Origin of the sequence: Syntrophaceticus schinkii, from assembly GCF_000946815.1 — a bacterium.
Lineage (GTDB): Bacteria > Bacillota > DSM-12270 > Thermacetogeniales > Thermacetogeniaceae > Syntrophaceticus > Syntrophaceticus schinkii.
The window spans coordinates 1-25,244 of sequence record NZ_CDRZ01000240.1 but is presented as its reverse complement, the minus strand read 5'-3'; the positions used below and the strand labels follow the sequence as shown (position 1 = coordinate 25,244).

Here is a 25,244-nt window from a genome sequence, read left to right as displayed (position 1 = left end):
GTTTTTATCGCCGCTGATCCTGCCCATTTCGCTGTTCCCCTTGGAACGGGATCGCCATCATTTTAGGCAGGCATCACCGTAAAAGACCCCGGAGTTATTCTGTACATTGGTAAATTTGACTTCTCCCAGGTATCCCTGTTTACGAACTTTTTCAAATAGCCCTTTAGCTGGGCTAGTAATTACCTGTTTTTCGAAATATGGACAACCAGTAGACAGGGTCATACATCATTTACTCTTGAGCTGCATAGGAATTTCTTATAGTGATGAAGAATTTATATAGATTAAATTGTAGAGCGTCCTGGTTACAAGGACGTCTTATTTGGGAAGGATGAATATGGAGAAGAAGATAGGTATTGTTACAGATAGTACAGCGTATCTTCCCCGGGATTTTAAAGAGCAGTTTCAGGTGGAAGTGGTCTCACTTGTTGTCAACTATGAGGACAAATCTATTCCCGAAGAGGGGCTTTTCTATGAAAGACTGGATGATTTTTATGACTGGCTGCGCCAGGCATCGGTACTCCCAACCACATCACAGCCTTCTACGGGTGATTTTTTAAAGATATATCAAAGACTTGGTAAAAAATTTGACGGCATTATTTCTCTGCATATTTCAGGTGGAATAAGTGGGACAGTGAATACCGCGACAGCCGCAGCCAAGATGCTTCCGGATCTGGATATCACTGTTATCGATTCTGGCCTGACATCGGTCGGCCTCTACATGCTTGTGGATGCAGCTGCCCGGGCGGCGGCCGCTGGACTGGATAAAGAGAAGGTGCTGGGGATCACCCATTATGTTCTCGACAACATCAGGCTTCTTTATATACCTGCGACCCTGGAGTACCTGAAGCGCGGGGGCAGGATCGGCGGAGCGACAGCCTTGCTTGGGAATTTGCTGCAGATAAGACCCATTCTTTACTTTAACCCGGAGCGGGACAATATCATCGATGTCTATGAAAAGGTGAGGACAAATGAAAAGGGGCTCCGCAGAATGCTGTCTGAAATGGAAAGTGCGGGGTCACATCTGAAAACCGTGGTGGGCTATGCAGACAGTGTGGATGATGGTCAGGCTTTGCTGGAACGGGTAAAAGGGCTGTATCCAGAATTGCATCCGGAAATTTCCCCTATCGGACCTGTTATCGGTTCACATATCGGCCCTGGTACAGTGGGGGTAGGTTGGTATCCTCTTACCCCGGAGCTGGAAAAGCTGGTAAATTATTAAGCTGTCATCTAAGCAGCCTTCGAATTTTCGCTGCGAGCAGCGGTGAGAAAAATAAAAATCCCGGCGATGATCACCAGACCACCCAGCAGCTGCATTGGGCCTGGTGCTTCATTGAAGATCAGGAAAGCGAGGATTGTCGCTCCTACAGGTTCACCCAGGATGCTGACAGAAACCACCATGGTTTTCACATAGCGCAGTGCCCAGTTGTAAACTGTATGACCGCCGATGGTAGGAAAGATGGCCAGGGCGAGAAACCAGACCCAATCCATTGGCTGATATGGAAAGAAGGAGAGCCCTGCCCAAAGGCTGGCGATAAAAAGGAAGAGGGCAGCAGTACCATAAACAAAAAAAAACGTAAGGAAAAAGGGAAAGCTTCACTCGCAGCCGGCGCCCGATCAAGAAATATACTGCTATAAAAAATGCTCCTGAAAAGGCTAGAACATCGCCTAAAAGGGCTTTCCCCCCGATCTGAAAGTCACCTGCCCCTACCAGTATGCTGCCGGTCAAGGCCAGGGCTGCACCGGCCATGCTTTTGGGGCTTATTTTTTCCTTGAGGAAGATGTAGCCCAGGGTCACCACGAAAAGTGGCTGCATGGTAACCAGCACTGTGGAACTGGCAACAGTGGTATATTCAAGTGATGTATTCCAAACGGTAAAATGGATGGCGAGAAAAAGCCCGGCTAATGAGGCAGTTGCCATGTCGCGCCTGCTCATCCCCAGCAGTTCTTTTCGTTCTGCTGGCGCGAGTGCAAAGGGAGCAAGGACCAGGACTGTGAAGGCCATCCGGTAAAAAGCGATGATCAGTGGATGAGCAGTGGACAACCTGATAAAAATCGAGGCTAAAGACATGGCCAGTACAGCAAGCACAACTGCCAGGTAAGGGTTAAACGATGGTTTCTCGACTGTTTCCAAGAATGTGCCTCCTTAGACCAGCCAAGGGGACGGTTCCTGTGGCTGGTCGTTGATTCCGCAACGATTACGTAACCTCAGCCCGTGTTTTTATTATCTCCTTGTACCGCCTTGACAATAGGGCGGTGTTGCGCCTAGGCAGTAGGGGTCTACCAAAGACGCTAGCAGACGCCAGGGGGTTATCTGGGTTTTAGCACAGGAAATACATCTTCTGTTTACGTATTAATTTTTATTCGATAGAGGATAATACATTTCCTTTGTTTATATATTTGTACTTGGACACCGATATATGTCCGGCGTGTCTGTCCCCGATACCTCTATTATTTAATTAAGTTGATGAGTCAGAAAATGAAGATGGGATTAAATGAGTTTGCATTTTCAGGACTGACGCATGGATGACAAACATGGCGCTACCATATGGTATCTGAGCGATTGGGCCAGAATTTTTATTGCATAAATTGCCCATCTTAGTTCTTAGTAGAGCAGGTATCTGGTTATTTTTGATGCGTCAGCACTGCGTTTTCATGTAACTTGACAATGAGCAAGATAACGTTTAAAATGTTAAATGCTAAATCACTTTAGTGATTAAGATGGTGGGTGTAGCTCAGCAGGCTAGAGCATCAGGTTGTGGCCCTGAGGGTCGTGGGTTCAAGTCCCATCACCCACCCCATTGTTTCACAGTGGGGCGTCGCCAAGCGGTAAGGCACGGGACTTTGGCTCCCGCATGCGAAGGTTCGAATCCTTCCGCCCCAGCCAAAAACGAATAGTGCATATGCGCCATTAGCTCAATTGGCAGAGCAGCTGACTCTTAATCAGAAGGTTCCGGGTTCGACTCCCAGATGGCGCACCAGTGATAGCAAGGCTTCCAGTGGATGGAAGCCTTTTCCATTGCCTGTTTTGAACACAATTTGACAGGAACCAGTTTATTAATCCACTCTTTTCGGGACGAGAGACCTGTTATATAAGATATTTCTGCAAATCATTGTTAAGCAAAAGATATTCAACCTGTTCCTCTATGCGGTTTTCCCTGGCCTTTGCAATAAAATAGTCTTTATCTATTTGTTCTTTATAGGCTTGATATATTCTTTCCGCCCATTCACCATCTTCTTTTGATTTCCAATGGGCGAGGGCGTTGATGCGATCAATAAGCAGGTCTTCGATCCCGATCACATAGATACAATCATCTTTTTTATCCGAGAGATTTAGCTTGATAATTCTCTTTGTATCTCCTGCCAACACATCATCAGGTATTTCTACTGCGATCTCCAATTCTTCCGAATACCAGTGTCTACCTTCTTTAATGAATCCCATTTCACCTAGAATCTTATCAGCTAAATTGTAACTGGGATAGACCATGTCAACATCAAAAGTGGAGTATTCATTACGGGTATAAATAGAAACGGAAAGCCCGCCGACAACGATGGGGAAGAGGCGATACCTTTTTTGTGATATTCGGGTGAAGTCCCTGACAAACTCAACCATACGGGTGAACGATGGCTTATTCGGGATATTACCGTTCGTCTGTTGGTAACTCATAGTACCACTCTCTATCCTTTAGGAAAATAATCTTGCCTTCTTTAAGATCTTTTTTTAAATTTTCGTAGAAAAATTTTCGTAAGGATGCGGGATTCTTCATAGTCTCTGGGTTTAGTGCGGATTGGCCTGCTTCTGTTTGCCTTCAATCTTAACATTTTGCGCTCGATTTTATCAGATTTTTTATTGTACCGCTTTTTTAAATCCTTAAGATTGATCTCTCGCACAATGACCACCCACTTTCGTTTAAGATACAACATTACTGGACTTATCCATGCACTGTATAATCTAGCAGCTTTCAGGCATAGATAAGCCCATAAAGATTTTCCACCATATGGTTATTATATCATAAATTCCGGTTATTTTTCCTGCTTTTTTCCCAGCAAAGCGGGCATAATCGGATTTAGTCCCGGCAAACCTATTTTTTACGTATCATTATCAAACAACAGCCAAGAACAAATATAAGGAATAAGGGTACCAATAACTGTTTACCGTAAGAAGATATATCCGGGAGGGACTGCTCCGGGGGTTGCTCTACTTCTGGATTACTGGTGATGTAAACGGTGTTTGTTGTTGTTTCCAGTGTTGCAGAGACCTCAAACATATCGGTGATGATTTCTAATGGTACCATCAAATGCCCTGCAACAACTTCTATGGGTAATTTACTGTAAAGTAAAGTATTATCCCACAGCATTTTAGTCTGTCCGGGATAGAGGACAACATCATGCTCACCCTGTATCTGTACGCAATTCTCCTGTTCGTCCCAGTGTACTATTGCATCGAGAGAATCAGCCAGAGAAGATGATAGGGGGAGATAAACTGTGTCACTAGCGAGGATTGACGGAATATCTGTAATAAGGGGTTGATCATTGACCACGAGTTCCATTTCGATCAGACCTGATTGAGCATCATAAACCAAGCGTGAAAGACGCTGCAGAACATGATAGGCATGTGCACTGCTGGATACATTTTTGCTGAAAAGCGCAATGGTATAAGGATGACTGGGGTGCTCTACAAGTCCGACATCATGATAACTGCCTGTTGCCGGCCAGTTGCCGGTCTTATGTGCCACCTCTGTATCAGGGGGGAGCAGTGTAGGGATACGGTCATTAAAAACCGTATTTTTTAAATGGGTCAATAAAATAGCCCCTTGATCAGGGTGCTCCTTATTAAATTCCACCAGGGCATCCATATAGAGGGCCATGTCCCGGGGACAGGTGGTATTTGCTGAGTTATCTACGACGATACCCCCCATGTCAGCCATCATCTTTTTTACATTCGGTCTCCCCAGATAGCCAAGAAGCATGTTGGTAGCAACATTATCACTATAGATTATGGAGTATTTTGCCAGTTCTTGAATCGTGTAACTGCTACCGTACTTCTTGTTCTGAAGAATACCTGTACCACCTTCGTAATGCTTCGAATAATATGTGAGCTTGGTTTGTGGATCAATTTGTCCGTCGGCAATTTGCTGAAATAAATAGATATTTAAGGGGAGTTTAAAGGTGCTGGCGGCGTGAAAAACAGTATCCTCATTTACACCGCAAACCTGATGTGTCGTCAAGTCAATTACATAAACTCCATATGTTCCTTGCTCTTGAGCTGTGAGATCAATAATCTCATCTTCTAAAGAACGGTAGGAAACTGAGCTCATCGCCCAGGCGTTGGAAGAACAAAAGAAGAAACAACAAAGAATTATAAGAAATTTATAAAATTTAGGCATGGACTTCTCCTTTTCTCTAGCGACAATAATCTATATTTCTCGCTAAGAAGTGCTATTTCCTGCAAAAGTCCATTCCCGGGGCCAGGTTTGCTTTATTGTCTTTGCCCCCCCAAAAACGAAAGGGTTATGGCAATTGACGCTCTTGGCGTTATTTTTATGCCAATTAGCAAAATAGTATTGCAATACTAAACAACATGACTTATAATATTTTGAGAAATTAGATAATACTGGAGCAGGTGGTAAAGTGAAGACAAACACCAACCAGGCTTTCTGGGAGATATTTTACATAAGGGGCTTTGATGATAAACAGCAGATTTTATCTGAAGCTGTCAGGATAGTGAAGACCTACCGTTATCTGCAAAAAAGCGGCATCAATATCTCCGATTCTTCGCAAGGTAAAGAACACCTTTTTCAAACCATGAAAAAAATATCCGCAGAAAACGGGCTGGGGCACTTCCCCGGTGACAGGGACTTTTTTTATGACCTGTATACACTTGCAGAATCCTTAAACCTGGTGGGTCTTTTATATGATTCATATAAAAACGAGCGCACCGGCACTGTGCTTGCACCGGATTACCTGATCACTTTCCTGTCGGAAATGCTTTCTGGCCGGGTAAACAGTGTGATGATCGCCGAGGCGGAGAAAATGGCCGCAGGGCTTCAGGCCATTATTGATACAAATCCGGAAATTTCCATTACGCTCACCACAGATCAGTATACGGTTTTTCTTTTGCTCGAAGCCGCCTTTCAGGAGTATCAAAATGTGAAGGTAGCCAACCAATCGATTTACAGAGAACTGCTTATCGCTGACAACTTCGACCTTATACTGAGCATACCGACTTTCGGGGGGCGGTTCAGTCGGGAGGAGACACCTAAAAGCTTTATAACTCAGGAGACCGAGACTATCGCCCTTGAGAACCTGATTCAGAGAATTAATGACAGAGGCAGTCTGGTGGCTGTGATTCCTGCCAAGCTGACCTTTGCGAGCGGCCAGATTCGGGATTTCAGGAAATGGATTCTGGAAAACTACAGCTTGGACTCCATCTACTCCCTCCCTGACGGAATCTTTCGGCCCTATACCGGTATTAAAACCTATTTGGCGGCCTTTTCTAAAGCTGGAAAAGACAGCATTGTTCTGGGCAGTATCGGAACTGAGAACTATAGAATGCAAGAAACCCGAGTGATAACGATGCCCTCTGCTGAGTTCAGGCAGTATGATGACTGGCGTGCAGGTCTCTTTCTTTCCAAAGATAATGAGGAAATCCAGAGGTTCAAGGCATCAGGTGTCAAAAAGGTGAAGCTGAAAAGTATTGCTGATATCTTCCGGGGCAAATCGGTTTTAAAAGATGATGTAAAGCCTGGGGAGATATTTATCCTCAATATCTCCAATATTGAGGAGGGGGAGGTTCTCTTCGATCATATGGATACCATTAATGAGGAAGAACGAAAAATCAGGCGATACCAGTTGGAGGGTGACGATATTCTGCTCACCTGCCGCGGAACGGTCAACAAGGTGGCACTGTTCCCTGAAACCAGGCGGACGGTTATTGCCTCTGCCAATATCATTGTTATCAGGGTTAAGGAAAAGGTCCTGCCACAGTACCTTAAAATATTTTTGGAAAGTCCGCTGGGGCAACTGCTGGTCAAAAGCTTTCAGCGGGGGACCAATGTTATGAATATTAACCCCAACGATATCGGGGAACTGGAGGTTCCACTGCTCCCCATAACCAGGCAGCGGGAACTCGCTGAGAGGTTTGCTAATGGCTTAAGGCGATACAAAAGTGAGCGTGAAGTTATTGAAAAACGCTGGGAGAGCCAGCGGACGGAAATTTTTCAGGAGCTATTGACAGGAGGAGATTAAATGAAAGAAACACGTTATTTTGCGGTTGTCGGCTGCAAGAATTATTATGGAGCACAGATTTTAAAGCCGGGAATGCCGGTGCAGCTTATAAAAGATCCGGATAATGAATATGATGGCGAAGCTATAGCGGTATCCCTTATACCCATCGGCACAGTCGGTTATGTGGCCAACAGCACACATACAGTGCCCAGGGGCTGCTGCAGCGCGGGCAGGATCTACGATACCTTCGATGAACAAGCCTTCGGTGTTATTCGCTTTGTCATGCAGGATTCAGCTATTGCAGAGCTGTTGGATGAAGAGGCTGTACATTATGAGATCCGGGTGGAGGTACATGAATTTGCAGGAGAATAAGAACGGAGCCAATTTGGGATTTGAGGAGAAGTTATGGCAGGCGGCAGATAAGCTCCGCAATAATATGGATGCCGCGGAATACAAACACGTTGTTTTGGGTTTGTTGTTTTTGAAGTATATTTCCGATGCCTTTGAAGAGAAACATGCAGATCTCCTTGAGGATGAATACGCTGATCCGGAAGACAGGGACGAATATACCGCCGAGAATATCTTCTGGGTATCCAAGGATGCACGCTGGACTTATATCAAAGAGAATGCCAAAAAGCCTACCATCGGCCAGATAATCGATGATGCCATGGTGGCTATTGAAAAAGACAACCCGCAGCTCAAAGGTGTGCTGCCCAAGGATTATGCAAGGCCTGCCCTGGACAAAACCCGTCTAGGTGAGCTGATTGACATCCTTTCCTTTAAGGTAGGGGACAGGGAGAGCCGCTCTCAGGATGTGCTCGGCCGTGTCTATGAGTATTTCCTGGCTATGTTTGCCAGTGCCGAAGGCAAAAACGGCGGGGAATTCTACACCCCACAGTGTGTTGTCAAACTGCTGGCAGAGATGATTGAGCCTTTAAGGGGAAGGATCTACGACCCTTGCTGCGGTTCCGGCGGCATGTTTGTGCAGAGTGAACGGTTTGTACAAGCACATCAAGGCAAGATTGGCGACATCTCCATCTACGGTCAGGAGTCCAACCCCACCACCTGGAGGTTGTGCAAGATGAACCTGGCAATCCGCGGTATTGACGGAAACATCGGTAAATATAATGCTGACACCTTTCACAACGATTTACACAAGAAACTCAAAGCCGATTATATCCTGGCCAATCCGCCCTTTAATGTCAGCGACTGGGGAGGCGAAAGGCTGACCGATGATGTGCGCTGGAGCGGATACGGCATCCCTCCCGTAGGGAACGCCAACTATGCGTGGATTCTGCACATGCTCTGGCACCTGGCTCCCAGCGGTGTGGCGGGTTTTGTGCTGGCGAACGGGTCTATGTCCACATCAATCACAAGTGAGGCTGAGATCAGAGAGAAGCTTGTGGAAAAAGATAATGTGGACTGTATCGTTACTCTGCCAGGCAAGCTGTTTTACTCCACTCAGATCCCGGTCTGCCTCTGGTTTATCACCAAGAACAAAGCAGCCAGAGGGTACAGAGACAGGCGAGGAGAAATATTGTTTATTGATGCGCGCAAAATGGGGCATATGGTAGACCGTACCCACCGGGAACTCTCGGATGAAGATATAGAAAGAATCGCCGGTACCTATCATGCATGGCGGGGGGAAGAGGATGCGGGAAAATATGAGGATGTTAAGGGCTTCTGTAAGGCCGCAAAAATGGAGGAAATCCGGGAACACGAATATATCCTCACCCCCGGTCGCTATGTAGGGATCGAAGAAGTTGAGGATGACGGGGAGCCCTTTGAAGAAAAGTTGGAGCGGTTGACAGGCGAGTTGATGGAGATGTTTGCCAAGTCAAGGAAGCTGGAGGAAGAAATCAGGAAGAATTTGGCGGCGATAGGGTTTGAAGTCTGATAGTTTGCTGGTGTTGAATATAGTGCTGGTACAGTTGTTGCAAATTTTGCAACAACTGCGATGTATGTCTCAGGAGTTGGGTTTTGAGAGTCGCCTACTGTTATCAAAGTGTATTTGGGAAAAAGGAGTTTGTGTAGTGGCCCAAAGGGGGGTTTGCCTATGAATACTGAACGGTTAAGAGAAAAGAAGGAAGTATACCGCAGTGCTGTATTGCGGCTCAAAGAGGCTTTGGATGAAGACATCTCCAACCCCTTGCTTTATGATGGGGTGATTCAGCGCTTTGAATTTACCTATGAATTGGCATGGAAGCTGATGAAGGCTTATCTTGAATATGAAGGTATAGCTGAGGTCAATTCACCGCGTGGAGCTTTTAAAGAAGCCTATAAGGCAGGGCTGATCTTTGAGGGGGATATCTGGATTGATATGATAGGGGATCGAAATCTGGCTGCCCATACATATAACGAAGAAATGGCAAAAGCAATTTATAACAGGATAAAAGATCAGTATTTTGAGCGGTTTGTTACCTTTGGGGCCAGAATGGCGGAGGTTATGAAATGAGATTTGGGATACCGGATCATATCCTGCAAGCGCTCAACAAAGAACTGAATAAGAGGGAAAACATTACCAGGGCAGTTATCTTCGGTTCCCGTGCATCGGATGATTACAAATACAATTCAGATATTGATCTTGCCGTCTACTGTGAGGGGAAACTGCCCCCGGGACTGTGGGTGGATTTGGACGAGGCAGCTGGGATTTATAAGATCGATGTGGTGGACATGAACAGCAACCTGGATGAAAAACTGCGCCGGGAGATTGAGGAGCAGGGTGTGGAGGTATATAGGAGGGGGTAAGGGGGATGGAGTATGACGTCTAGTGAATTTATAAAAGTAAGACTTGGTGATATTGCAGATATCCAAACTGGGCCGTTTGGCAGCCAATTACATAAACGGGACTATAAAGAGAAAGGCACACCGATTATTACTGTGGAACATTTGGGACAAAATCGGATAATACATAAAAACTTACCCTTTGTTTCAGATGAAGATAAAGAACGATTAAAAAAATTTATTATTAAAGAAGGGGATATAGTTTTTAGCCGTGTCGGTTCAGTAGATAGACGAGCTTTTGTTTGCAAAAAGGAGGATGGTTGGCTGTTTTCAGGCCGCTGTTTACGGGTTAGAGTATTTGATAATAATATCAATCCTTTATATCTATCATATTATTTTGGTTTAGAGAATTTCAAAGAGTACATTCGAAGAATAGCCGTTGGTGCTACTATGCCTTCATTAAACACAAAAATAATGAGTGATATTGAGGTTAAATTCCCCGCTAAAGATGTACAGGATTATATTGCGGTTATTTTATCTTCACTTGATGACAAAATCGAATTCAACAACCGCATCAACCAAACCCTCGAAGAAATAGCCCAGGCCATCTTCAAACACTGGTTTGTCGATTTTGAGTTCCCGGATGAGAATGGTCAGCCGTATAAATCATCTGGTGGAGAGATGGATGACAGCGAATTTGGACCGATACCCAGGGGTTGGTCAATAATTAATCTAGAAGAGATCTGCACTATTAATATGGGGCAGTCACCTCCATCAAGTAGCTATAACGAAACTGGATATGGTTTGCCATTTTATCAAGGCGTCAGAAACTTTGGCTTTAGGCATCCCGGAGTTTCTGTATGTTGCTCAGAGCCAAAAAAAAGTGGCTGAAAAGAATGATGTTTTATTAAGTGTTAGGGCACCTGTAGGAGAAATAAACCTTGCTGTTACAAAGTGCTGTATTGGACGCGGGGTGGCCGCTTTGTGTATGAAGGAGTCTGGCAATAACTTTTTGTATTACACATTAATTGATAACAAAAAGAGGTTGCTTACTATGGAAAGTGGCTCGGTATTTACGGCAATTAACAAAAGTAATATAAGCAATTTTCCTATTATCTATCCTGGGAAAAAGCAGGTTGATTCGTTTAACTCTGTTGTCGGGGTTTTAGACGAAAGGATTCTAATCAATACAATAGAATCTAAGGCTCTGGCTGAAACCCGCGACACCCTCCTCCCCAAACTTATGTCCGGTGAAATCCGTGTGCCCGTAGAGGAGGTGCTGGAAGTTGTATAGTTACGATGAGTCGGAGCTGGAGCAGGCGGTTTTGGAGTGGTTCCAGGAACTGTATTACGATGCGGCCTATGGTCCGGAGATTTCACCGGAGGGGGAATACCCGGAGCGGGAGGATTACAGTGAAGTCATTCTGAAGGAGCGCTTGATGGATGCTCTGCGTAGGATTAATCCTCAAATGCCGCGGGATGCACTGGATGAAGCTTTCCGCAAGGTGGCTATCGCCTATAGCCCCAGCCTGATCATTAATAATATGGAGTTCCACCGGCTGATCACCGATGGGTTGGATGTGCAGGTGAATAGGGATGACGGCACCACCAGGACCGACAAGGTCTGGCTGTTTGATTTTGAGAATTTGGACAACAACGACTGGCTGGCGGTTAACCAGTTCACTGTGATTGAACACCGTCACAACCGTAGGCCGGATGTGGTTGTGTTTGTCAATGGTTTACCGCTGGTGCTGATCGAATTAAAGAGCTCTACAGATGAAAGTGTGGGCATTGCTGAGGCTTTTAACCAATTACAAACCTACAAGATGGAGATCCCTTCACTGTTGGCCCACAACTCTTTCCTCGTTATCAGTGACGGCTTCAATGCCAGGGTTGGCACCATTACTGCCAATGAGGACCGGTTCATGCCCTGGAGGACCGTTGACGGGGAAACGGTGGCACCTATCTCTCAGCCGCAGCTTGAGGTTCTGATCAAGGGGATGTTTGACAAGAGCCGCTTTCTGGATATCATCCGCAACTTTATCCTCTTTCAAACCGATGGGAAAGAGATCATCAAAATACTGGCCGGTTACCACCAGTACCATGCAGTGAAGAAGGCTGTTGAATGTACTGAGCGGGCAGCTATGGATGGGGGCGACCGGCGGATCGGTGTTATCTGGCATACCCAGGGTTCCGGGAAGAGCCTTTCCATGGTCTTCTATGCGGGTCAAGTTGTGCTGATGATGAATAATCCTACTATAGTTGTGATCACCGACCGCAATGATTTGGATGAGCAGCTGTTTACTACCTTCAGTCGTTCCCAGAGGCTGCTGCGGCAGTCCCCTGTTCAGGCAACCAGCCGCGCCGAACTGCGGCAAATGCTCAAAGAGCGCCAATCCGGCGGGGTTATTTTTACCACCATTCAGAAGTTTACGCCGGGTGAAGATGGGGATGCAGAACCGCTGCTCAACGACCGGAGAAACATCGTGGTCATCGCTGACGAGGCCCACCGCTCCCAGTATGGTTTCAAGGTCATAGTAACCTCTGGTGAAAAGGAAGCAGATATAAAATATGGTTATGCCAAATATATGAGGGATGCTCTTCCCAATGCATCCTTTATCGGGTTTACTGGTACACCTGTAGAACTGACTGACAAGAACACCCCCGCGGTATTCGGGGATTATATTGATATTTATGATATGACCAGGGCGGTTGAAGACGGTACAACAGTAAAAATCTATTATGAAAGCCGGATCGCCAAGCTAGAACTCTCTGATGCAGATAAGCTGAAAATCGATGAGGAGTTTGAAGAAATCACAGAGTTTCAGGAAGAGCATGAAAAGCAAAGGCAAAAGAGCAAGTGGTCGCGCCTGGAGGCTATTGCCGGTGCAGAAAAGCGTGTACAGCTTGTCGCCAGGGATATCGTGGAGCACTATGAAAAAAGGCAGGAGGCAGCCTTCGGCAAGGCCATGGTGGTTGTTATGTCTAGACGGATTGCGGTTGACCTGTACAATGCGATAATAGATCTGCGCCCGGGCTGGCACAGCGATGACGACAACACAGGTATGATCAAGGTTGTAATGACTGGTTCGGCTTCGGACCCGAAAGAGTGGCAGCAGCATATCGGCAGCAAATCCCGCCGCAAGCTGTTGGCAAAAAGGATGAGGGCCGAGAATGACTCGCTGCAAATTGTCATTGTCCGCGATATGTGGCTCACCGGCTTTGATGTACCCTCGTTGTACACCATGTATGTCGACAAGCCTATGAGCGGTCATAACCTCATGCAGGCCATCGCCAGGGTTAATCGTGTGTTCCGGGATAAACCCGGCGGGCTTGTTGTGGATTATATCGGTATTGCGGACAGCCTGAAGAGTGCACTTTCCCAGTACACTGTTTCCGATCGGCAGAACACCGGTGTGGATACATCCCTGGCTGTAGATGTGCTGCTGGAAAACTATGAGTTAATACAAGATCTGCTCTATGGTTTTGATTACAGCAGCTTCAAAAGCGGCAGTGCTTCCGAGCGGATGCAGACAATTGTGGCTACTATTGACTATATTCTTGGCCTTGGTGAAGAGGCAAAGAAAGACTTCATCAACTATGTCACTGCCCTGTCTAAGGCCTATGCACTCTGTTCCACCACCGATGAGGCGGAGAAACTCAATGTGGAGATTGGTTTCTTTAAGGCTGTGAAGTCAGGTATTATCAAGATGATTCCCGTGGGAACCCAGAAAAAGACTAAAGCTCAGATTGACTATCAATTGAACCAATTGATCTCCAAGTCTGTCATTTCAGAAGAGGTGGTAGATATATTTGGGGCTGTCGGGCTGGATAAACCGAATATTGCCATCCTGTCGGATGAATTCCTGGAAGAGGTCAAAGGATTGCCCCATAAGAATTTGGCTGTGGAGCTCTTAAAACGTCTGCTGGCCGGTGAGGTGAAGGCTATTTCCAGGCGAAACCTGATCCAGTCGAGAAAATTTTCGGAAATGCTGGAGAACGCCATCATTAAGTACCAGAACAGAACTATTGAAACGACACAGGTTATCCTTGAGCTGATTGAGTTGGCCAAGGAAATGAATGAGATGAATAGGAGAGGGGAGGCAGTTGGACTTTCATCAGATGAACTGGCCTTCTATGATGCCCTGGGTACCAATGATGCCGCAGTAAAAATTATGGGTGATGAGATCTTGAAGCAGATTGCCCGGGACCTAACCAGGACAATTAAAGCCAATACCGGCGTAGATTGGGCGATCAGGGAAAGTGTGAGGGCCAGGATGCGCATTACGATCAAGCGTCTGCTCAAAAAGTACGGCTACCCGCCGGATAAACAGGAACAGGCAGTGAAGACGGTGATGGAACAGGCGGAATTGATGTGCGGTGAGGAGGCCGCTTCTATATATGAGCAGTCTGAAAAATATGGGGTGCTAAAGGCAGCGGAAGAGTGGGCAAGCGACTCATAGTAATACCTCAACTTCTCCAAAAAACATTCTGGTATCTTTTTTAGGAAGGGGTTTGCCCTGTAATTTTAATGCTTCAAGGTAGCCTGTAATAGCTTCATGGGCATTATTCATTGCCTCTTCAACGGTATCACCTTCAGTAATGCACCCCGGTAGTGCAGGGACTATCACAGTGTAGCCGCCGCCGTCGTCTTCGTTCCATTCGAGGATCACTTTAAATCTTCTTTGCATAACCATCCTCCTTGTACTGTAGTTTCTTCCCGAGCCAGGCTTCTTCCAGTTTCAGTATAAATGAGAACATGTACGAGTTCAATATGAAGCATCAATAAATATTTCCCAAAATTCTTGCGGAAAGATCGTGGGTTTCTATATGCTAGGTTTGATTACAACAATGGCAACTGGCAAGGCACTGTGCGAAAATACCTAAGGAATAACCCCTGGGATTACTCCTTTTTTATCTCATCCCTGTACTTCCCAATAACTGCTCTGATGGCCAGGTAGCTCACCTGATCAGGCAGTGCATCTTTGATCGGCCTTAATTTCTTGGTGCCCAGGGTTTTAACCCTTTCCAGTATTAGCTCCTCATATTCTTGAGGAATCAGGGCATCCCAGTCCAGTTCATATCCTTCCATGCCGCTGCGCACGATATGGTTCTGTACTGTTGTGAGTGTCAGGCCGCGCTTTTGGGCGATTTCTTCGAAGGTATCTCCCTCCTGATACATCATATAGGAAGTAAGATGACTGGATATGCGCTTTGCTGCCGGAGATTTTGCCGGAGATGCTGCCTGCGAGCTGCCGGAAGGTGCGGCTGGTGGAACGGGCGAATCAACTGTTGCAATAGGTGCAGCGGGTAGAACAGGCATATCGGGCGCATCAGATGCATCAGTTTTGGCGGTTGCAGAAGGTGCAGCAGTGGGAACAGGCGTAGAAAGTATAGTCGTTGCAGTAGGTGCAGCAGGTTGTGGGCCGCCGGTTTCCTGTAGATGTTTCCTGATCACTTCCATAAATGAGTGACCATAGCGGGCGAACTTGGTTTCACCCATCCCCTTGATGGCCAGCATCGATACCTGATCTGTTGGGCAAACCTCAGCCATTTCACGCAGTGTGGAATCGTGGAAGACGACATAGGGTGGGATGTCTTCCCTTTGTGAAATCTCTTTGCGCAGTGCCCGCAGCTGTTCAAAGAGATCACTGTCTGCAACAGCAGCCTCTTTTCTTTTTCGCACCTTTCTATATACCTTCTCCTGGCTTCTGAGGACTGGGGTTGCTTTACCAGTGAGCTTGATCACGGGAAATTGTCCGCCAGCCAATGTGAGGTACTGTTCTGCCAGCAGGTAGTTGATCAGATCAGTTATTTCTTTTATTTTCATGTTGCTCAGCAAACCGTAGGTGGATAGTTTGTCAAAGCCGTAGCTGAGCACTTTTTTTGTTTTGGGAACCCTTCAACACATCTGCTACCAGTGAGATGCCGAACCTCTCTTTCATGCGGACCACACAGGAGAGGATCATTTGTGCTTCAATGGTGATCTCATGAATGTCAAAGTCATCATCACAGCTGCCGCATTTACCGCATGTTTCTGTCATTTCTTCTCCAAAGTAGTGCAGGATATAATTGCGCAAACAGTGCGGTGTATAGCAGTAATCGATCATGGCACGCAGTTTTTGGTACTCCTTTTCTTTCCTGGCCTGCTCCAGTGTTGATTGTTCGATCAAAAATCTTTGAATATAGATGTCCTGTGGCGCAAAGAGCAGGATGCACTTTCCGGGCTCCCCATCACGACCGGCTCTGCCCGCCTCCTGGTAATAAGCCTCCATATTTTTCGGCATGTTGTAATGGATGACATAACGAACATTTGATTTGTCGATCCCCATCCCAAATGCGTTGGTTGCCACTATGATTTTCAGATCATCGTACAAAAACCTCTCTTGATTCTCTGCGCGTTCCTGATCACTTAACCCCGCATGATATCTCCCAACTGCATACCCCTTTTTGCCCAGCATTTCGAAGATGTTGTCGACCTCTTTTCTGGTGGCAGCATAAATAATGCCTGCTTGCTCTCGATGGTTCTGAAGAAAGTTCAATAAAAAGTCCTGTTTGTTTTCGCCGCGGACCACTGAAAAGGAGAGGTTTTCCCTGTTGAAACCGGTGATGCAAACATTGGGATTCCGCAAGTGTAATAAAGCGATAATGTCCTCAGTCACTTCCGGTGTGGCGGTTGCGGTAAAGGCTGTGACCACCGGTCTGTCAGGTAATGTCTCTAAAAAGGGTGTAATGTCAAGATAGCTTGGCCGAAAGTCATGTCCCCACTGCGAAATACAGTGGGCTTCATCGACAGCTACCAGTGAAATAGGAAGAGTTGCCAGCTGTGCTGAAAACTGCCCTGCTGACAGGCGTTCCGGGGCGATGTAAAGCAGTTTGTGCTTTCCCTGTCTGGTTTCCTGGAAGCGTTTCGCCGCCTCAGTATAGTTGATGGAACTGTTGATAAAAGTGGCAGGCATTCCCAGCTCCCGAAGTGTGTCCACCTGGTCCTTCATCAGTGAGATCAAGGGGGAGATCACGATAGTGGTGCCTTCCAGCAGTAATGCCGGGATCTGATAACAGATCGATTTTCCCCCACCTGTGGGCATGATGCCGATGGTATCTTGACCCTGCAGAATGCCGGTGATGATCTTCTCCTGCCCTTTTCTAAAAGTGGGGTAACCGAAGCGTTTGTTTAAGATAATTTCTGCGTTTTTTAGCAGGTGATGATGCTTGGTATTGGTCATGCTATTCCATCCTTTGTTCATTTAACTGCTCGCTTTCCAGTATACGCCAGCCGTAGTTGTTTTTCCTGCTCTGCTTTCCTGTCCTCCCAAAATGTCGAAATAAATGATAAGATAAAAAGAAAGCATATCTATGACCGGGAGTGGTTGACTCCCGGGCTAAGTGGGGGATTAAAAAAGAAAGGAGTAAAAAAAATGGCAAAACATATCGCTCTTGCCGGTAAAGGAGGAACAGGCAAGACCACAGTTGCTTCTCTGATCATCAAGAACCTGGTTGCAGGTAATAAGGGGAGGGTTCTGGCTGTAGATGCAGATCCCAATGCTACATTGCATGAGGCCTTAGGTATGGAATTAACATGCACCCTCTCCGATATTGTAGAAACCGTCAAAGAACAAAAAAGTGCTGATGATTCAGACAGGGAAGGTTACATCAAAACCAAGTTCACTGAGGAAGCCCTGATCAGATCTGATGGTTATGACCTGCTGGTGATGGGTCCATCCCGGCAGGCAGGCTGCTACTGTTTTCCCAATGCTGTTTTGAAGAACTGCATTATACAGTTAGAGAATGACTATGATTACATGGTTATTGATAATGAGGCTGGGTTGGAGCATATCAGCAGAGGGACGATCCAGGATGTGGACACCATGCTGGTTATCTCTGATGGCTCAGTAAAAGGGGTGCGCGCAGCCGGCAGGATCTATGAACTGGCCAAAAGCCTGGCTTTCGATATTGGAGAGGCATACCTGATCATCACCAAGATCAATGACACTGCACTTCTCCAGAAGGAGATAGAGGCCACAGGCTTGGAGCTGCTGGGCATTATTCCTTATGATACTCAGCTGACCGAATATGACCTTTACGGGAAGCCTCTGCTCGACCTTCCTGAGGACAGTCCAGCGGTTAAGGCTGTCAGGGAGATATGTGACAAAATTTTTGTTTAATTGCCGTAGGGATTGGAGTGCTGTTGGTTGCAGCTAATAGAGCTGTCTCCCCAAGATTATCTGATTATAAATGCAGGAAAACTTTTCACAGGTGCCAACCTGCATGTCAAAAAAAAATGTAAGAATACGTATCTGGGATAGTAAGGTTCAGCTTATTGAAAAGCAAACAGTGAACCATAAAAAGATATTAGCGGGTAGGAGAAAAAATTGTCGGGTTATTACTACCGATAACCTTACAGTAATCCCAGGGTTGATCGACTGTCATGTTCATCTGGCTTTTGATGGTTTGAATGGCCAACCACAATACCATGAGGAACTTCATGTTACTGAAGTTCTACAGGAAAGGCTCGTTTCCGACCTTGCCCATGGCATTGTTGCTGTTCGGGATGGTGGGGATCGGGGGGGTATCGGGATTGCTTGCCGTAACATGGTTAATAATGTTGAGTTAAAGGGGCCTGTGGTAATGGCTTCGGGAAAAGCCCTGCGTAAAAATGGCGGATATGGTTCATTTTTAGGTACCGGGGCTGCCCCCGGGGAACTTGCTAAGGTTATGAAAGGGCTTTTAAAAGAGAACATCAACCAGGTTAAGGTGCTTGTTTCCGGTATCGTCAGTTTTAAAGAATACAGCAAGGTTGGTGGGGTGCAGTTTACCTTAAAGGAGCTTGAGCAGATTGTAAGGATAGCCGCTGATCATGGTCTCAAAGTAATGGCTCATGCCAGTTCAGATGAGGCTGTCCAGATATGCATAAAGGCGGGGGTGCACTCCATTGAGCACGGCTACTTTATCAGTGTAGATTCCTTGAAGGCGATGGCTGACCAACGGATTGCCTGGGTTCCTACTGTTGTTCCGGTTGCAGTGCAGAACCAGGGGCTGGATGGCAGTCTCACAGCTGAGACAGCAGTTATTGAGCACACTTACCGGCGCCAGCTTCAGATGATCAGGCTCGCCCAAAAGCTGGGAGTGATTCTGGGGGTAGGAACTGATGCCGGAGCTGTAGGTGTACAGCATGGAACAGGTTATTTGAGGGAACTACAGCTTTACCAGGAAGCGGGATTGACAGCAGAAGAAACCCTAATGGCTGCTACAAGAAATGGTGCATACATCATCGGTATGCAAGATAGTTTAGGTGTCATCTCCCCCGGCAGGCCGGCTTATCTGCTTGTTTTGGAGGGTGACATTTTAAAATATCTTATTCGTCCCAGGCAGGGAATGACCGCTGAAGGCACGTTTCAGTCCGCGTGATAATTCACTCCTCTTATAACATCAATGATGTAAAAGAAAAATAACGAAGCAGAGCATGGTAGGATATTTGATGCCTGATGTCGAAGAAGGCTTCACAAGACACCAGTAAACAAAGAGGGGGATGGTGAAGGCATGAAGCCGGAAGAGAGGCCTGTGGATGGCTACCAACAGGCAGTTAAATTCGAAAAGTTGAGTGAGAGAATACGCATTAAACTGCAGGCTTACTGGGAGTTGACAAAGAGCAAGCAGACATTTCTCTTGCTGATCACCGGATGGGCAGGTTTTGCCTCCGCGGGGCATCCAGTGACAGACTGGGTAACAATGCTGTCTCTGCTGGGCAGTCTTTACCTGGCTATCAGCGGCAGCACTGTACTCAACATGTATATGGATCGCGACATAGATGCCAGGATGCCCAGGACGGTCAAGCGCCCGCTGCCTGCCGGTGTTTTGCGCCCGCGGGAAGCCCTGGCTTTCGGTTCTTTGATCTCATTGCTCGGTGTTGTTTGGGCATTTACTTTAGGGCCTTTATTCGGTGTGGTTGTTGCTGCGGGTTTGTTCTTCCACGCTGTGGTATACACCATGTGGTTGAAAAGAAAAACAGCTTTTTCAGTGATACCGGGGGGTGTCTCCGGGGGGATGCCTGTTCTGGCAGGGCGTGTTCTAGGGACAGGCAGTATTGATATTGTTGGGGTTCTTTTAGCCCTGGCTGTTCTGTTGTGGATTCCCATCCATATCCTGACCTTTGCCATGAGGTATGCCAAAGACTACAATCTCGCCAAGGTGCCCACTTTTCCCGCTCTTTATGGGGAAGAAAGAACACGGCTGGTTTTAGCGATGTCAACTATTTTGACAGGGTTGGCTATGATGTTGGCTGTTCTTTTAAATGGTGTGCGTGGCCCCTATCTGTTGGCCTCAATTCTCTCTGTAGTTGTGCTCATTGTTCTAGCAGTCCTCTGCTCCGCCTTTCCGACACCAAAACGAAACTTCTTGCTGTTTAAAGCCGCATCCATTTATATGCTGGCCTCGATGTTGCTGGTTGGCTTAGCAGGATAGTCTGTTTTCATTATCTGCTGGTGCCGCTAAGGCGGTATGAGCGTCTATCCTCTATTTATCAAGATCTTGTTGACGAGATTTTCGTCTGCGGTGACACGGGTGTTTCCTACCTGGAAGACAAATGTAGGATACCTTTGAATCATGGTCACCCTCATCCCTGGAAGAATCCCCAGAGCCATGATCTTGTTCAGTGTTCCCCGGTCGCTGGTGTCGATCTGAGAAACAACAGCCTCATCCCCATTGCTCAGCTGTGAAAGAGTTCTCCCTCCCTGGAATTGCTGTCCCTTTCCCGCACCGTTTCTTTTGCCTCCCTTTTCACCTTTACCGGCTCTGTGTCTGCGGCGCCTGAACCACCCAAAGATCAGATTTTCTCTGGGCATTTCAAAGCCACAATGGGGGCACTTCACTTTGCCACAGGTAGTACTTAGTGGGCAGGGTCCGCACCCGTGAGCTGTAGTTTCGTTAAATTCATATCCACAAAAACTGCATTTCATTTTCACTCACCCTTTCGAGGGTGACAAGGGGACGATTCTCCTGTCACCTCCAAGAAACCTTTGTTTTCACTTGTAACCTGCTTTTCTGTTAATTCCATATTCCTTACACAAACCAGTAAAAGCAATCTCTTCGGTCAAGGCGTGGGTTACAACCACCAACCTAAGCCTGATATCGGAAGTCGGAAGTCTAAGAAACTATGCGCGTGCACCAGGAACCGTCCCCGTCGCATCCCCGCCAGGAACCGTCCCCGTTGCATCTTCCCTTTGGACGCAGAAATGCGCCGGGAACCGTCCCCGTTGCACGCTAAAGTGTTGCCCCCAGCAGTGTGAGAATAAAATTGAGAACAATGCCGCACAAAAAGGCGAAGGGAAAAATAAAGCCGGCAATAGCCAGTGCGGTTTTCCAACCTCTTTCCTTGATCATGATGGCGAACTGGGCGATGCAGGGCACAAAAAGGGTTAAGGTTACTGCAGCTACTACTATCTGCACCCCGGACAATGCTCCAAATTTTTGTAAATCATAAAGTCCCGCTGCCCCGTAGTCGCGGCGAAAAAAGCCGAAACAGAAAAACCTCAGCAGCCTGAGGGGGGAGCCCCAGGGCCGCCATCAGGGGGGTGGATACCTGAATAAAGGCATCAAAGATTCCTGTTATTTTTCCTGCCCAGATGAGGACGCTGGCCAGGATGAAGAAGGGGATGATCTCCAGGAAGTACCACTGCATGCGAGACAGGGTTTTTTCTAAAATATTGACGATCCTGGGCAGTCTCAAGGGGGGAAGTTCCATGTAAAAAGCAGGCCTTTCCCCAGGCAATATCTTTGCTGCCAGGTAACCCACCAGAAGGAAGACCAGAATTACAAACCCTGCCCAAACAGCCAGAGCAAAGGGTTTCGCGGAGAGGAGGCCCAAAATTACTCCCAGCTGTGCAGAACAAGGGATGGCCAGAGCCAGGAGCAGGGTAGCAATTACCCGTTCCCTGTTGGTTTCCAGTGTTCTGCTGACCAGGGTGGCCATCGTATCACACCCGAATCCGAGTGTCATGGGGATCACCGCCCTCCCGTTGAGGCCGATCTTTTTAAAGACCCGGTCCACCAAAAGGGCGAGCCGCGGGAGATAACCCGAATCCTCCAGAAGAGAGAAAGCCAAAAAAAAGGTGCCCACAATGGGTAGGATGATGGCTACAGCATAGCGCAGTCCTAAAGTAATGACGCCGTAGTCGAAAGCAAGCAGTGTCTGCAGGGAGTGCCAGGGAATCAGATTTTCTACAACCTGGTTGACCCAGGGGTTGATGTGCGCTTCAAAGAGCTTACCTTCGATGAGATCTACCAGTGTCCCCGCACCGAATTCTCCCACAAACTTGTATAAACCAAAATAGAGAACGATCAACAGGATGGGGATACCGGTCAGGGGTTGGATAGTGATGCGGTCGAGCACTGATTGGAGATGTGTTTTTTGTTTGCGGTCAGTCATGACAGCGGAAAGGACATCCTGTGCCTGTTGATGGCACTGCAGTGTAACCACATAACGCAGTGGATCCTTGTATTTAGACCGGGTATTTTGAATGATGGCAAAGATGCGTGGAAAGTTAGCCTCCCGCAGTTTGGCCATCTTTGTGATCTCTTCATCCTCCTGGAGCAAGAGCAAGGCAATCATGCGCTTGGAGAATGTGTACCTTGCTCTAAGGAGTTTTTCTATGCCGCTCAGGGCGTTTTCAATGGTTTCATCATATTGGAAGGCGAAGCCCAGATCAGGCGACCCGCTTTCTGACATACTCGATCACCGCTCTCTTTAACTGCTCAATACCGCGGTTTAACGCTGCTGCAGTTCCTACTACAGGGATCCCTAAAATCTCGGATAGCTTGTCCAGGTCGATCTGGCGGCCGATTGCATCCGCCTCATCCATCATGTTGACTGCAAGTATTACGGGCAAACCGGCCTCCAGCAGCTGCAGGGTAAGGGGGAGCATTCGTTCAAGGTTCTTTGCGTCTACCACATGTACCACCACATCCGGTTTTTCCTGCAGCAGAAGAGTTCTCGTCACCCGTTCCTCTTCAGTAATGGGAAGAAGTGAGTACATTCCAGGGGTATCTATTACCTCATAGATTTGCTGATTATATTTGGCTGTGCCGCGGGTGACCTCTACAGTGGTTCCCGGGTAATTGGATACGGTGACATAGCTTCCTGTTAAAAGATTGAAGATGACACTTTTTCCTACATTGGGGGTGCCCACCAGCACAAGCTTCATCCGCTGTTTAGCTGGTTGTGATGGTTTTGGTTCATCTTTAACGGTTTTACGGTTATTTAGAAACTTAACAAATGTCTTTTTTTTTCTTTTGGTTTTTCCCCATTGGTTATCCTCCAGTAATTAAAAAATGCCCGATTCCAGTGTTAGGATAATAATGAAAACGATAATCATTATCATTAGCTGAACATAATATTACCTACGTAAAAACATGCAGACACGATAAAGCTGCTATAGGTACTTTGTTTGTAGAAACTACGTTTAAGATGATGGAAGGTGTGTTCTCATAACTGCCTGCTATATTATATCTAATTGCTGTCACTATTAATTTATGATAATCATTCTCAATTGTCAATACCCAAATCGTCTATTTCATTTACATTCAAATTGTATTCTACCGGTTATTACCATATGCATCCAAGGATAGATCAGGGGGACGGTTTTCCTGATCCATTATCATTATTGATCCCTGAGCGAATGCCATCAGTCTGGAGGGGTGGGAAGAAGAGACCGATACCCGCCGCGGCAAAGGTACCTTTCAAAGGATCATGCTGCCATGAGCCGCCTGCGGGAACGGGGACTCTTTTTTGGGACATCAGCGACAGTTACCAGGAACAATGTGGAGCAGCTTACCAGCGACGAGTTCATTGACTTTCTCATCGAACAAGGGGTAAAATATATGTGGGCCTTCCATTATGTTCCCATCGTGCGTCTACCGGACACGGATCTGATGCTTCTACCGGAACAGCGGGCTTACTTGGCTGAGAGGAGCGCTTACCTGCGGCTCAATAAGCCCCTGCCTATTATTGACTTTTGGAATGATGGATCTTATACAGAGGGCTGTATTGCTGGGGGCAAGTGTTTCTTCCATATTAATGCCCGTGGCGATGTAGAACCATGTGCCTTTGTACACTTTGCTGTCGACAATATCAGGGATAAGAGCTTAAAAGATGTCCTCAAGAATCCACTTTTTACTGCGTACCAGAAAGGGCAGCCATTTACCGATAATATGCTCTGCCCCTGCCCGATCATAGATAAGCCGGATGCCCTGCGGCAGATTGTTCAGGAAACCGGTGCATACCCCACTCATGAGGGTGCGGAAACAGTGCCGAGCGGGGAAATTGCCAGCTTTCTCGATCAGCGTGCTGCTGCCTGGAAAGAAGTTGCGGATCCTATTTGGAATTCTCGTCAAGATAGTCCTAGATGTTGTATCATACTTGATAACGCTGTTACAGTCCAGGCAACTATAGCAAGCTTTTTTGTAACGCCCGGGCTGTTTTTGTTCTCAATTTGTAACTGTGAGGTGGTTCTGTGAGCGAAGAAAATGAAGACATAAATAGCGAACCGGAAATATGTGAAGTTTTTACTTATGATGAGGAAAAAGTGGAGAGACTGAAGAAAGAGGTTGCGGTTACTGAGGGTCTTTCCACATTTTTTAAAGCCCTGGCTGATGATACCAGGCTGAAGGTTATTCACGCCCTTTCCCAGGATGAGCTGTGTGTTTGTGATGTAGCCAATATCTTGGGGTCTACTGTTCAGGCGGCTTCTCACCACTTGCGTGTTTTGAGGAATATCGGCCTGGCCAAGTATCGCAAAGAGGGGAAAAGAGTGTTTTACAGTATACGGGATCGTAAAACCGCCGGTTTTATTCAAAAGGTGATTGAGGATCTCAAGAAAAAAGGAATATAACAAGAACTGTGCAGCTATTTGCCATGGCTATCGTGTAAACTTATTAGTTGCAAAATGTTGAAAATGATCGAAATATTGCTTGACAGGCACTCACTGTCCATGTATAATTACTTTAGTAATAAATTTCACAAGGATAACTACTACCGTTATTTTTACTAAAATATTTCTACTAAACGCACTCTAGACGCACTAGCAGATGATTCAACAGATGAGGTTCGCAGCAATATTTCCATAGTTTGCAGAGAAAGATCGCAGGGACGGTTCCCGCGATCTCTTTTTGATCAAGAGTCGCTAACCACTAACCACTAACCACTAACCACTAACCACTAACCACTAACCACTAACCACTAACCACTAACCACTAACCACTAACCACTAACCACTAACCACTAACCACTAACCACTAACCAC

24 protein-coding genes, 3 tRNA genes and 1 pseudogene are annotated in these 25,244 nt (G+C 46.6%); 17 read left to right on the top strand and 11 right to left on the bottom strand.

What is annotated here, in order from left to right; genetic code table 11:
- The first annotated feature begins 334 nt into the window (after positions 1 to 334).
- Positions 335 to 1,219 (top strand): DegV family protein, encoded by an 885-nt coding sequence (locus SSCH_RS09595; RefSeq protein WP_044665263.1) that lies wholly within the window; start codon positions 335 to 337, stop codon positions 1,217 to 1,219.
- Between the two features lie 8 nt (positions 1,220 to 1,227).
- On the opposite strand, the gene SSCH_RS20260 is transcribed toward SSCH_RS09595, so the two are convergent.
- Positions 1,228 to 1,533 carry a DMT family transporter gene (locus SSCH_RS20260; protein WP_232294330.1) on the bottom strand — a complete coding sequence of 102 codons (306 nt, stop codon included), beginning with the start codon at positions 1,531 to 1,533 and terminating at the stop codon, positions 1,228 to 1,230.
- 232 nt (positions 1,534 to 1,765) lie between these two features.
- Positions 1,766 to 2,068: pseudogene (locus SSCH_RS20255) on the bottom strand (EamA family transporter); the annotation flags it as partial.
- 653 nt (positions 2,069 to 2,721) lie between these two features.
- On the opposite strand from SSCH_RS20255, the gene SSCH_RS09585 reads away from it, so the two are divergent.
- The 3 genes from SSCH_RS09585 to SSCH_RS09575 all read left to right on the top strand — a co-directional run bounded on the left by SSCH_RS09585 (position 2,722) and on the right by SSCH_RS09575 (position 2,978).
- A tRNA-His gene (locus tag SSCH_RS09585) sits at positions 2,722 to 2,798 on the top strand.
- Between the two features lie 11 nt (positions 2,799 to 2,809).
- Positions 2,810 to 2,884, top strand: a tRNA-Gln gene (locus tag SSCH_RS09580).
- 18 nt (positions 2,885 to 2,902) lie between these two features.
- Positions 2,903 to 2,978 (top strand) — tRNA-Lys (locus SSCH_RS09575).
- A gap of 107 nt (positions 2,979 to 3,085) precedes the next feature.
- Here SSCH_RS09575 and SSCH_RS09570 read toward each other — a convergent pair.
- On the bottom strand, positions 3,086 to 3,664 hold the full coding sequence (locus SSCH_RS09570; RefSeq protein ID WP_044665262.1) for a hypothetical protein: 579 nt from the start codon (positions 3,662 to 3,664) through the stop codon (positions 3,086 to 3,088).
- 415 nt (positions 3,665 to 4,079) lie between these two features.
- Positions 4,080 to 5,384: a serine hydrolase gene (locus tag SSCH_RS16750; protein WP_052835534.1), complete on the bottom strand. Its 1,305-nt coding sequence runs from the start codon at positions 5,382 to 5,384 to the stop codon at positions 4,080 to 4,082.
- 244 nt (positions 5,385 to 5,628) lie between these two features.
- Here SSCH_RS16750 and SSCH_RS09555 point away from each other — a divergent pair, with 244 nt between their 5' ends.
- The 8 genes from SSCH_RS09555 to SSCH_RS09520 all read left to right on the top strand — a co-directional run bounded on the left by SSCH_RS09555 (position 5,629) and on the right by SSCH_RS09520 (position 14,411).
- Positions 5,629 to 7,245, top strand: a complete 1,617-nt coding sequence (locus tag SSCH_RS09555; protein ID WP_044665260.1) for a restriction endonuclease subunit S — start codon at positions 5,629 to 5,631, stop codon at positions 7,243 to 7,245.
- The gene (locus tag SSCH_RS09550) at positions 7,246 to 7,596 is read left to right on the top strand and encodes an HIRAN domain-containing protein (RefSeq protein ID WP_044665259.1); all 351 of its coding nucleotides are present in this window, start codon (positions 7,246 to 7,248) and stop codon (positions 7,594 to 7,596) included.
- Positions 7,583 to 9,121, top strand: coding sequence for a class I SAM-dependent DNA methyltransferase (locus SSCH_RS09545; protein WP_232294327.1), 1,539 nt, complete (start codon positions 7,583 to 7,585; stop codon positions 9,119 to 9,121). The genes SSCH_RS09550 and SSCH_RS09545 overlap by 14 nt, the downstream gene beginning before the upstream one ends.
- A gap of 159 nt (positions 9,122 to 9,280) precedes the next feature.
- The gene (locus tag SSCH_RS09540; RefSeq protein WP_044665257.1) at positions 9,281 to 9,679 is read left to right on the top strand and encodes a nucleotidyltransferase substrate binding protein; all 399 of its coding nucleotides are present in this window, start codon (positions 9,281 to 9,283) and stop codon (positions 9,677 to 9,679) included.
- On the top strand, positions 9,676 to 9,972 hold the full coding sequence (locus SSCH_RS09535) for a nucleotidyltransferase family protein (RefSeq protein WP_044665256.1): 297 nt from the start codon (positions 9,676 to 9,678) through the stop codon (positions 9,970 to 9,972). The genes SSCH_RS09540 and SSCH_RS09535 overlap by 4 nt, the downstream gene beginning before the upstream one ends.
- A 12-nt stretch (positions 9,973 to 9,984) precedes the next feature.
- Complete coding sequence (locus tag SSCH_RS09530) at positions 9,985 to 10,839, top strand: restriction endonuclease subunit S (protein ID WP_052835533.1); 855 nt, start codon at positions 9,985 to 9,987, stop codon at positions 10,837 to 10,839.
- Entirely contained in the window at positions 10,832 to 11,242 is a 411-nt protein-coding gene (locus tag SSCH_RS09525) for a restriction endonuclease subunit S (protein WP_052835532.1), read from the top strand. Before SSCH_RS09530 ends, SSCH_RS09525 begins: the two co-directional genes overlap by 8 nt.
- Positions 11,235 to 14,411 (top strand): type I restriction endonuclease subunit R, encoded by a 3,177-nt coding sequence (locus tag SSCH_RS09520; protein WP_044665255.1) that lies wholly within the window; start codon positions 11,235 to 11,237, stop codon positions 14,409 to 14,411. The genes SSCH_RS09525 and SSCH_RS09520 overlap by 8 nt, the downstream gene beginning before the upstream one ends.
- On the opposite strand, the gene SSCH_RS09515 is transcribed toward SSCH_RS09520, so the two are convergent.
- The 3 genes from SSCH_RS09515 to recQ all read right to left on the bottom strand — a co-directional run bounded on the left by SSCH_RS09515 (position 14,406) and on the right by recQ (position 17,174).
- Positions 14,406 to 14,639, bottom strand: a complete 234-nt coding sequence (locus tag SSCH_RS09515; RefSeq protein ID WP_044665254.1) for a type II toxin-antitoxin system HicB family antitoxin — start codon at positions 14,637 to 14,639, stop codon at positions 14,406 to 14,408. The genes SSCH_RS09520 and SSCH_RS09515 overlap by 6 nt on opposite strands.
- A 212-nt stretch (positions 14,640 to 14,851) precedes the next feature.
- Positions 14,852 to 15,829, bottom strand: a complete 978-nt coding sequence (locus tag SSCH_RS22400) for a helix-turn-helix domain-containing protein (RefSeq protein ID WP_269746169.1) — start codon at positions 15,827 to 15,829, stop codon at positions 14,852 to 14,854.
- The gene (recQ, locus tag SSCH_RS09510; RefSeq protein ID WP_269746168.1) at positions 15,810 to 17,174 is read right to left on the bottom strand and encodes a DNA helicase RecQ; all 1,365 of its coding nucleotides are present in this window, start codon (positions 17,172 to 17,174) and stop codon (positions 15,810 to 15,812) included. The genes SSCH_RS22400 and recQ overlap by 20 nt, the downstream gene beginning before the upstream one ends.
- A 192-nt stretch (positions 17,175 to 17,366) precedes the next feature.
- Here recQ and SSCH_RS09505 point away from each other — a divergent pair, with 192 nt between their 5' ends.
- From SSCH_RS09505 to cyoE, 3 genes are all read left to right on the top strand, one after another.
- On the top strand, positions 17,367 to 18,113 hold the full coding sequence (locus SSCH_RS09505) for an ATP-binding protein (RefSeq protein ID WP_044665272.1): 747 nt from the start codon (positions 17,367 to 17,369) through the stop codon (positions 18,111 to 18,113).
- Between the two features lie 103 nt (positions 18,114 to 18,216).
- A complete protein-coding gene (locus SSCH_RS09500) occupies positions 18,217 to 19,356 on the top strand; it encodes an amidohydrolase family protein (protein ID WP_052835531.1) in 1,140 nt (379 codons plus the stop codon).
- A gap of 132 nt (positions 19,357 to 19,488) precedes the next feature.
- Positions 19,489 to 20,409 (top strand): heme o synthase, encoded by a 921-nt coding sequence (gene cyoE, locus SSCH_RS09495; RefSeq protein WP_084711069.1) that lies wholly within the window; start codon positions 19,489 to 19,491, stop codon positions 20,407 to 20,409.
- A 44-nt stretch (positions 20,410 to 20,453) separates the two neighbouring features.
- On the opposite strand, the gene SSCH_RS16745 is transcribed toward cyoE, so the two are convergent.
- The 4 genes from SSCH_RS16745 to SSCH_RS19300 all read right to left on the bottom strand — a co-directional run bounded on the left by SSCH_RS16745 (position 20,454) and on the right by SSCH_RS19300 (position 23,147).
- Positions 20,454 to 20,789 carry a FeoA family protein gene (locus SSCH_RS16745; protein WP_084711073.1) on the bottom strand — a complete coding sequence of 112 codons (336 nt, stop codon included), beginning with the start codon at positions 20,787 to 20,789 and terminating at the stop codon, positions 20,454 to 20,456.
- Between the two features lie 418 nt (positions 20,790 to 21,207).
- Complete coding sequence (locus SSCH_RS20245) at positions 21,208 to 21,402, bottom strand: hypothetical protein (protein ID WP_232294326.1); 195 nt, start codon at positions 21,400 to 21,402, stop codon at positions 21,208 to 21,210.
- A gap of 19 nt (positions 21,403 to 21,421) precedes the next feature.
- Entirely contained in the window at positions 21,422 to 22,672 is a 1,251-nt protein-coding gene (locus SSCH_RS09485; protein ID WP_232294325.1) for a nucleoside recognition domain-containing protein, read from the bottom strand.
- Positions 22,650 to 23,147 carry a FeoB small GTPase domain-containing protein gene (locus SSCH_RS19300; RefSeq protein WP_198142357.1) on the bottom strand — a complete coding sequence of 166 codons (498 nt, stop codon included), beginning with the start codon at positions 23,145 to 23,147 and terminating at the stop codon, positions 22,650 to 22,652. The genes SSCH_RS09485 and SSCH_RS19300 overlap by 23 nt, the downstream gene beginning before the upstream one ends.
- Positions 23,148 to 23,640: 493 nt before the next feature.
- Here SSCH_RS19300 and SSCH_RS09475 point away from each other — a divergent pair, with 493 nt between their 5' ends.
- Positions 23,641 to 24,459 (top strand): SPASM domain-containing protein, encoded by an 819-nt coding sequence (locus SSCH_RS09475; protein ID WP_052835529.1) that lies wholly within the window; start codon positions 23,641 to 23,643, stop codon positions 24,457 to 24,459.
- Entirely contained in the window at positions 24,456 to 24,833 is a 378-nt protein-coding gene (locus SSCH_RS09470; protein WP_052835528.1) for an ArsR/SmtB family transcription factor, read from the top strand. The genes SSCH_RS09475 and SSCH_RS09470 overlap by 4 nt, the downstream gene beginning before the upstream one ends.
- Positions 24,834 to 25,244: the final 411 nt, after the last annotated feature.

Bases quoted from the DNA above. Each gene is read 5' to 3' on its own strand.
- SSCH_RS16745 (WP_084711073.1), bottom strand. From the start codon at position 20,789: ATGCCCAGAGAAAATCTGATCTTTGGGTGGTTCAGGCGCCGCAGACAC.
- recQ (WP_269746168.1), bottom strand. From the start codon at position 17,174: ATGACCAATACCAAGCATCATCACCTGCTAAAAAACGCAGAAATTATC.
- SSCH_RS09595 (WP_044665263.1), top strand. From the start codon at position 335: ATGGAGAAGAAGATAGGTATTGTTACAGATAGTACAGCGTATCTTCCC.
- SSCH_RS16750 (WP_052835534.1), bottom strand. From the start codon at position 5,384: ATGCCTAAATTTTATAAATTTCTTATAATTCTTTGTTGTTTCTTCTTT.
- cyoE (WP_084711069.1), top strand. From the start codon at position 19,489: ATGAAGCCGGAAGAGAGGCCTGTGGATGGCTACCAACAGGCAGTTAAA.
- SSCH_RS19300 (WP_198142357.1), bottom strand. From the start codon at position 23,147: ATGAAGCTTGTGCTGGTGGGCACCCCCAATGTAGGAAAAAGTGTCATC.
- SSCH_RS09530 (WP_052835533.1), top strand. From the start codon at position 9,985: ATGACGTCTAGTGAATTTATAAAAGTAAGACTTGGTGATATTGCAGAT.
- SSCH_RS09515 (WP_044665254.1), bottom strand. From the start codon at position 14,639: ATGCAAAGAAGATTTAAAGTGATCCTCGAATGGAACGAAGACGACGGC.
- SSCH_RS09570 (WP_044665262.1), bottom strand. From the start codon at position 3,664: ATGAGTTACCAACAGACGAACGGTAATATCCCGAATAAGCCATCGTTC.
- SSCH_RS09550 (WP_044665259.1), top strand. From the start codon at position 7,246: ATGAAAGAAACACGTTATTTTGCGGTTGTCGGCTGCAAGAATTATTAT.
- SSCH_RS09500 (WP_052835531.1), top strand. From the start codon at position 18,217: ATGTCAAAAAAAAATGTAAGAATACGTATCTGGGATAGTAAGGTTCAG.
- SSCH_RS09540 (WP_044665257.1), top strand. From the start codon at position 9,281: ATGAATACTGAACGGTTAAGAGAAAAGAAGGAAGTATACCGCAGTGCT.
- SSCH_RS09485 (WP_232294325.1), bottom strand. From the start codon at position 22,672: ATGTCAGAAAGCGGGTCGCCTGATCTGGGCTTCGCCTTCCAATATGAT.
- SSCH_RS09505 (WP_044665272.1), top strand. From the start codon at position 17,367: ATGGCAAAACATATCGCTCTTGCCGGTAAAGGAGGAACAGGCAAGACC.
- SSCH_RS09535 (WP_044665256.1), top strand. From the start codon at position 9,676: ATGAGATTTGGGATACCGGATCATATCCTGCAAGCGCTCAACAAAGAA.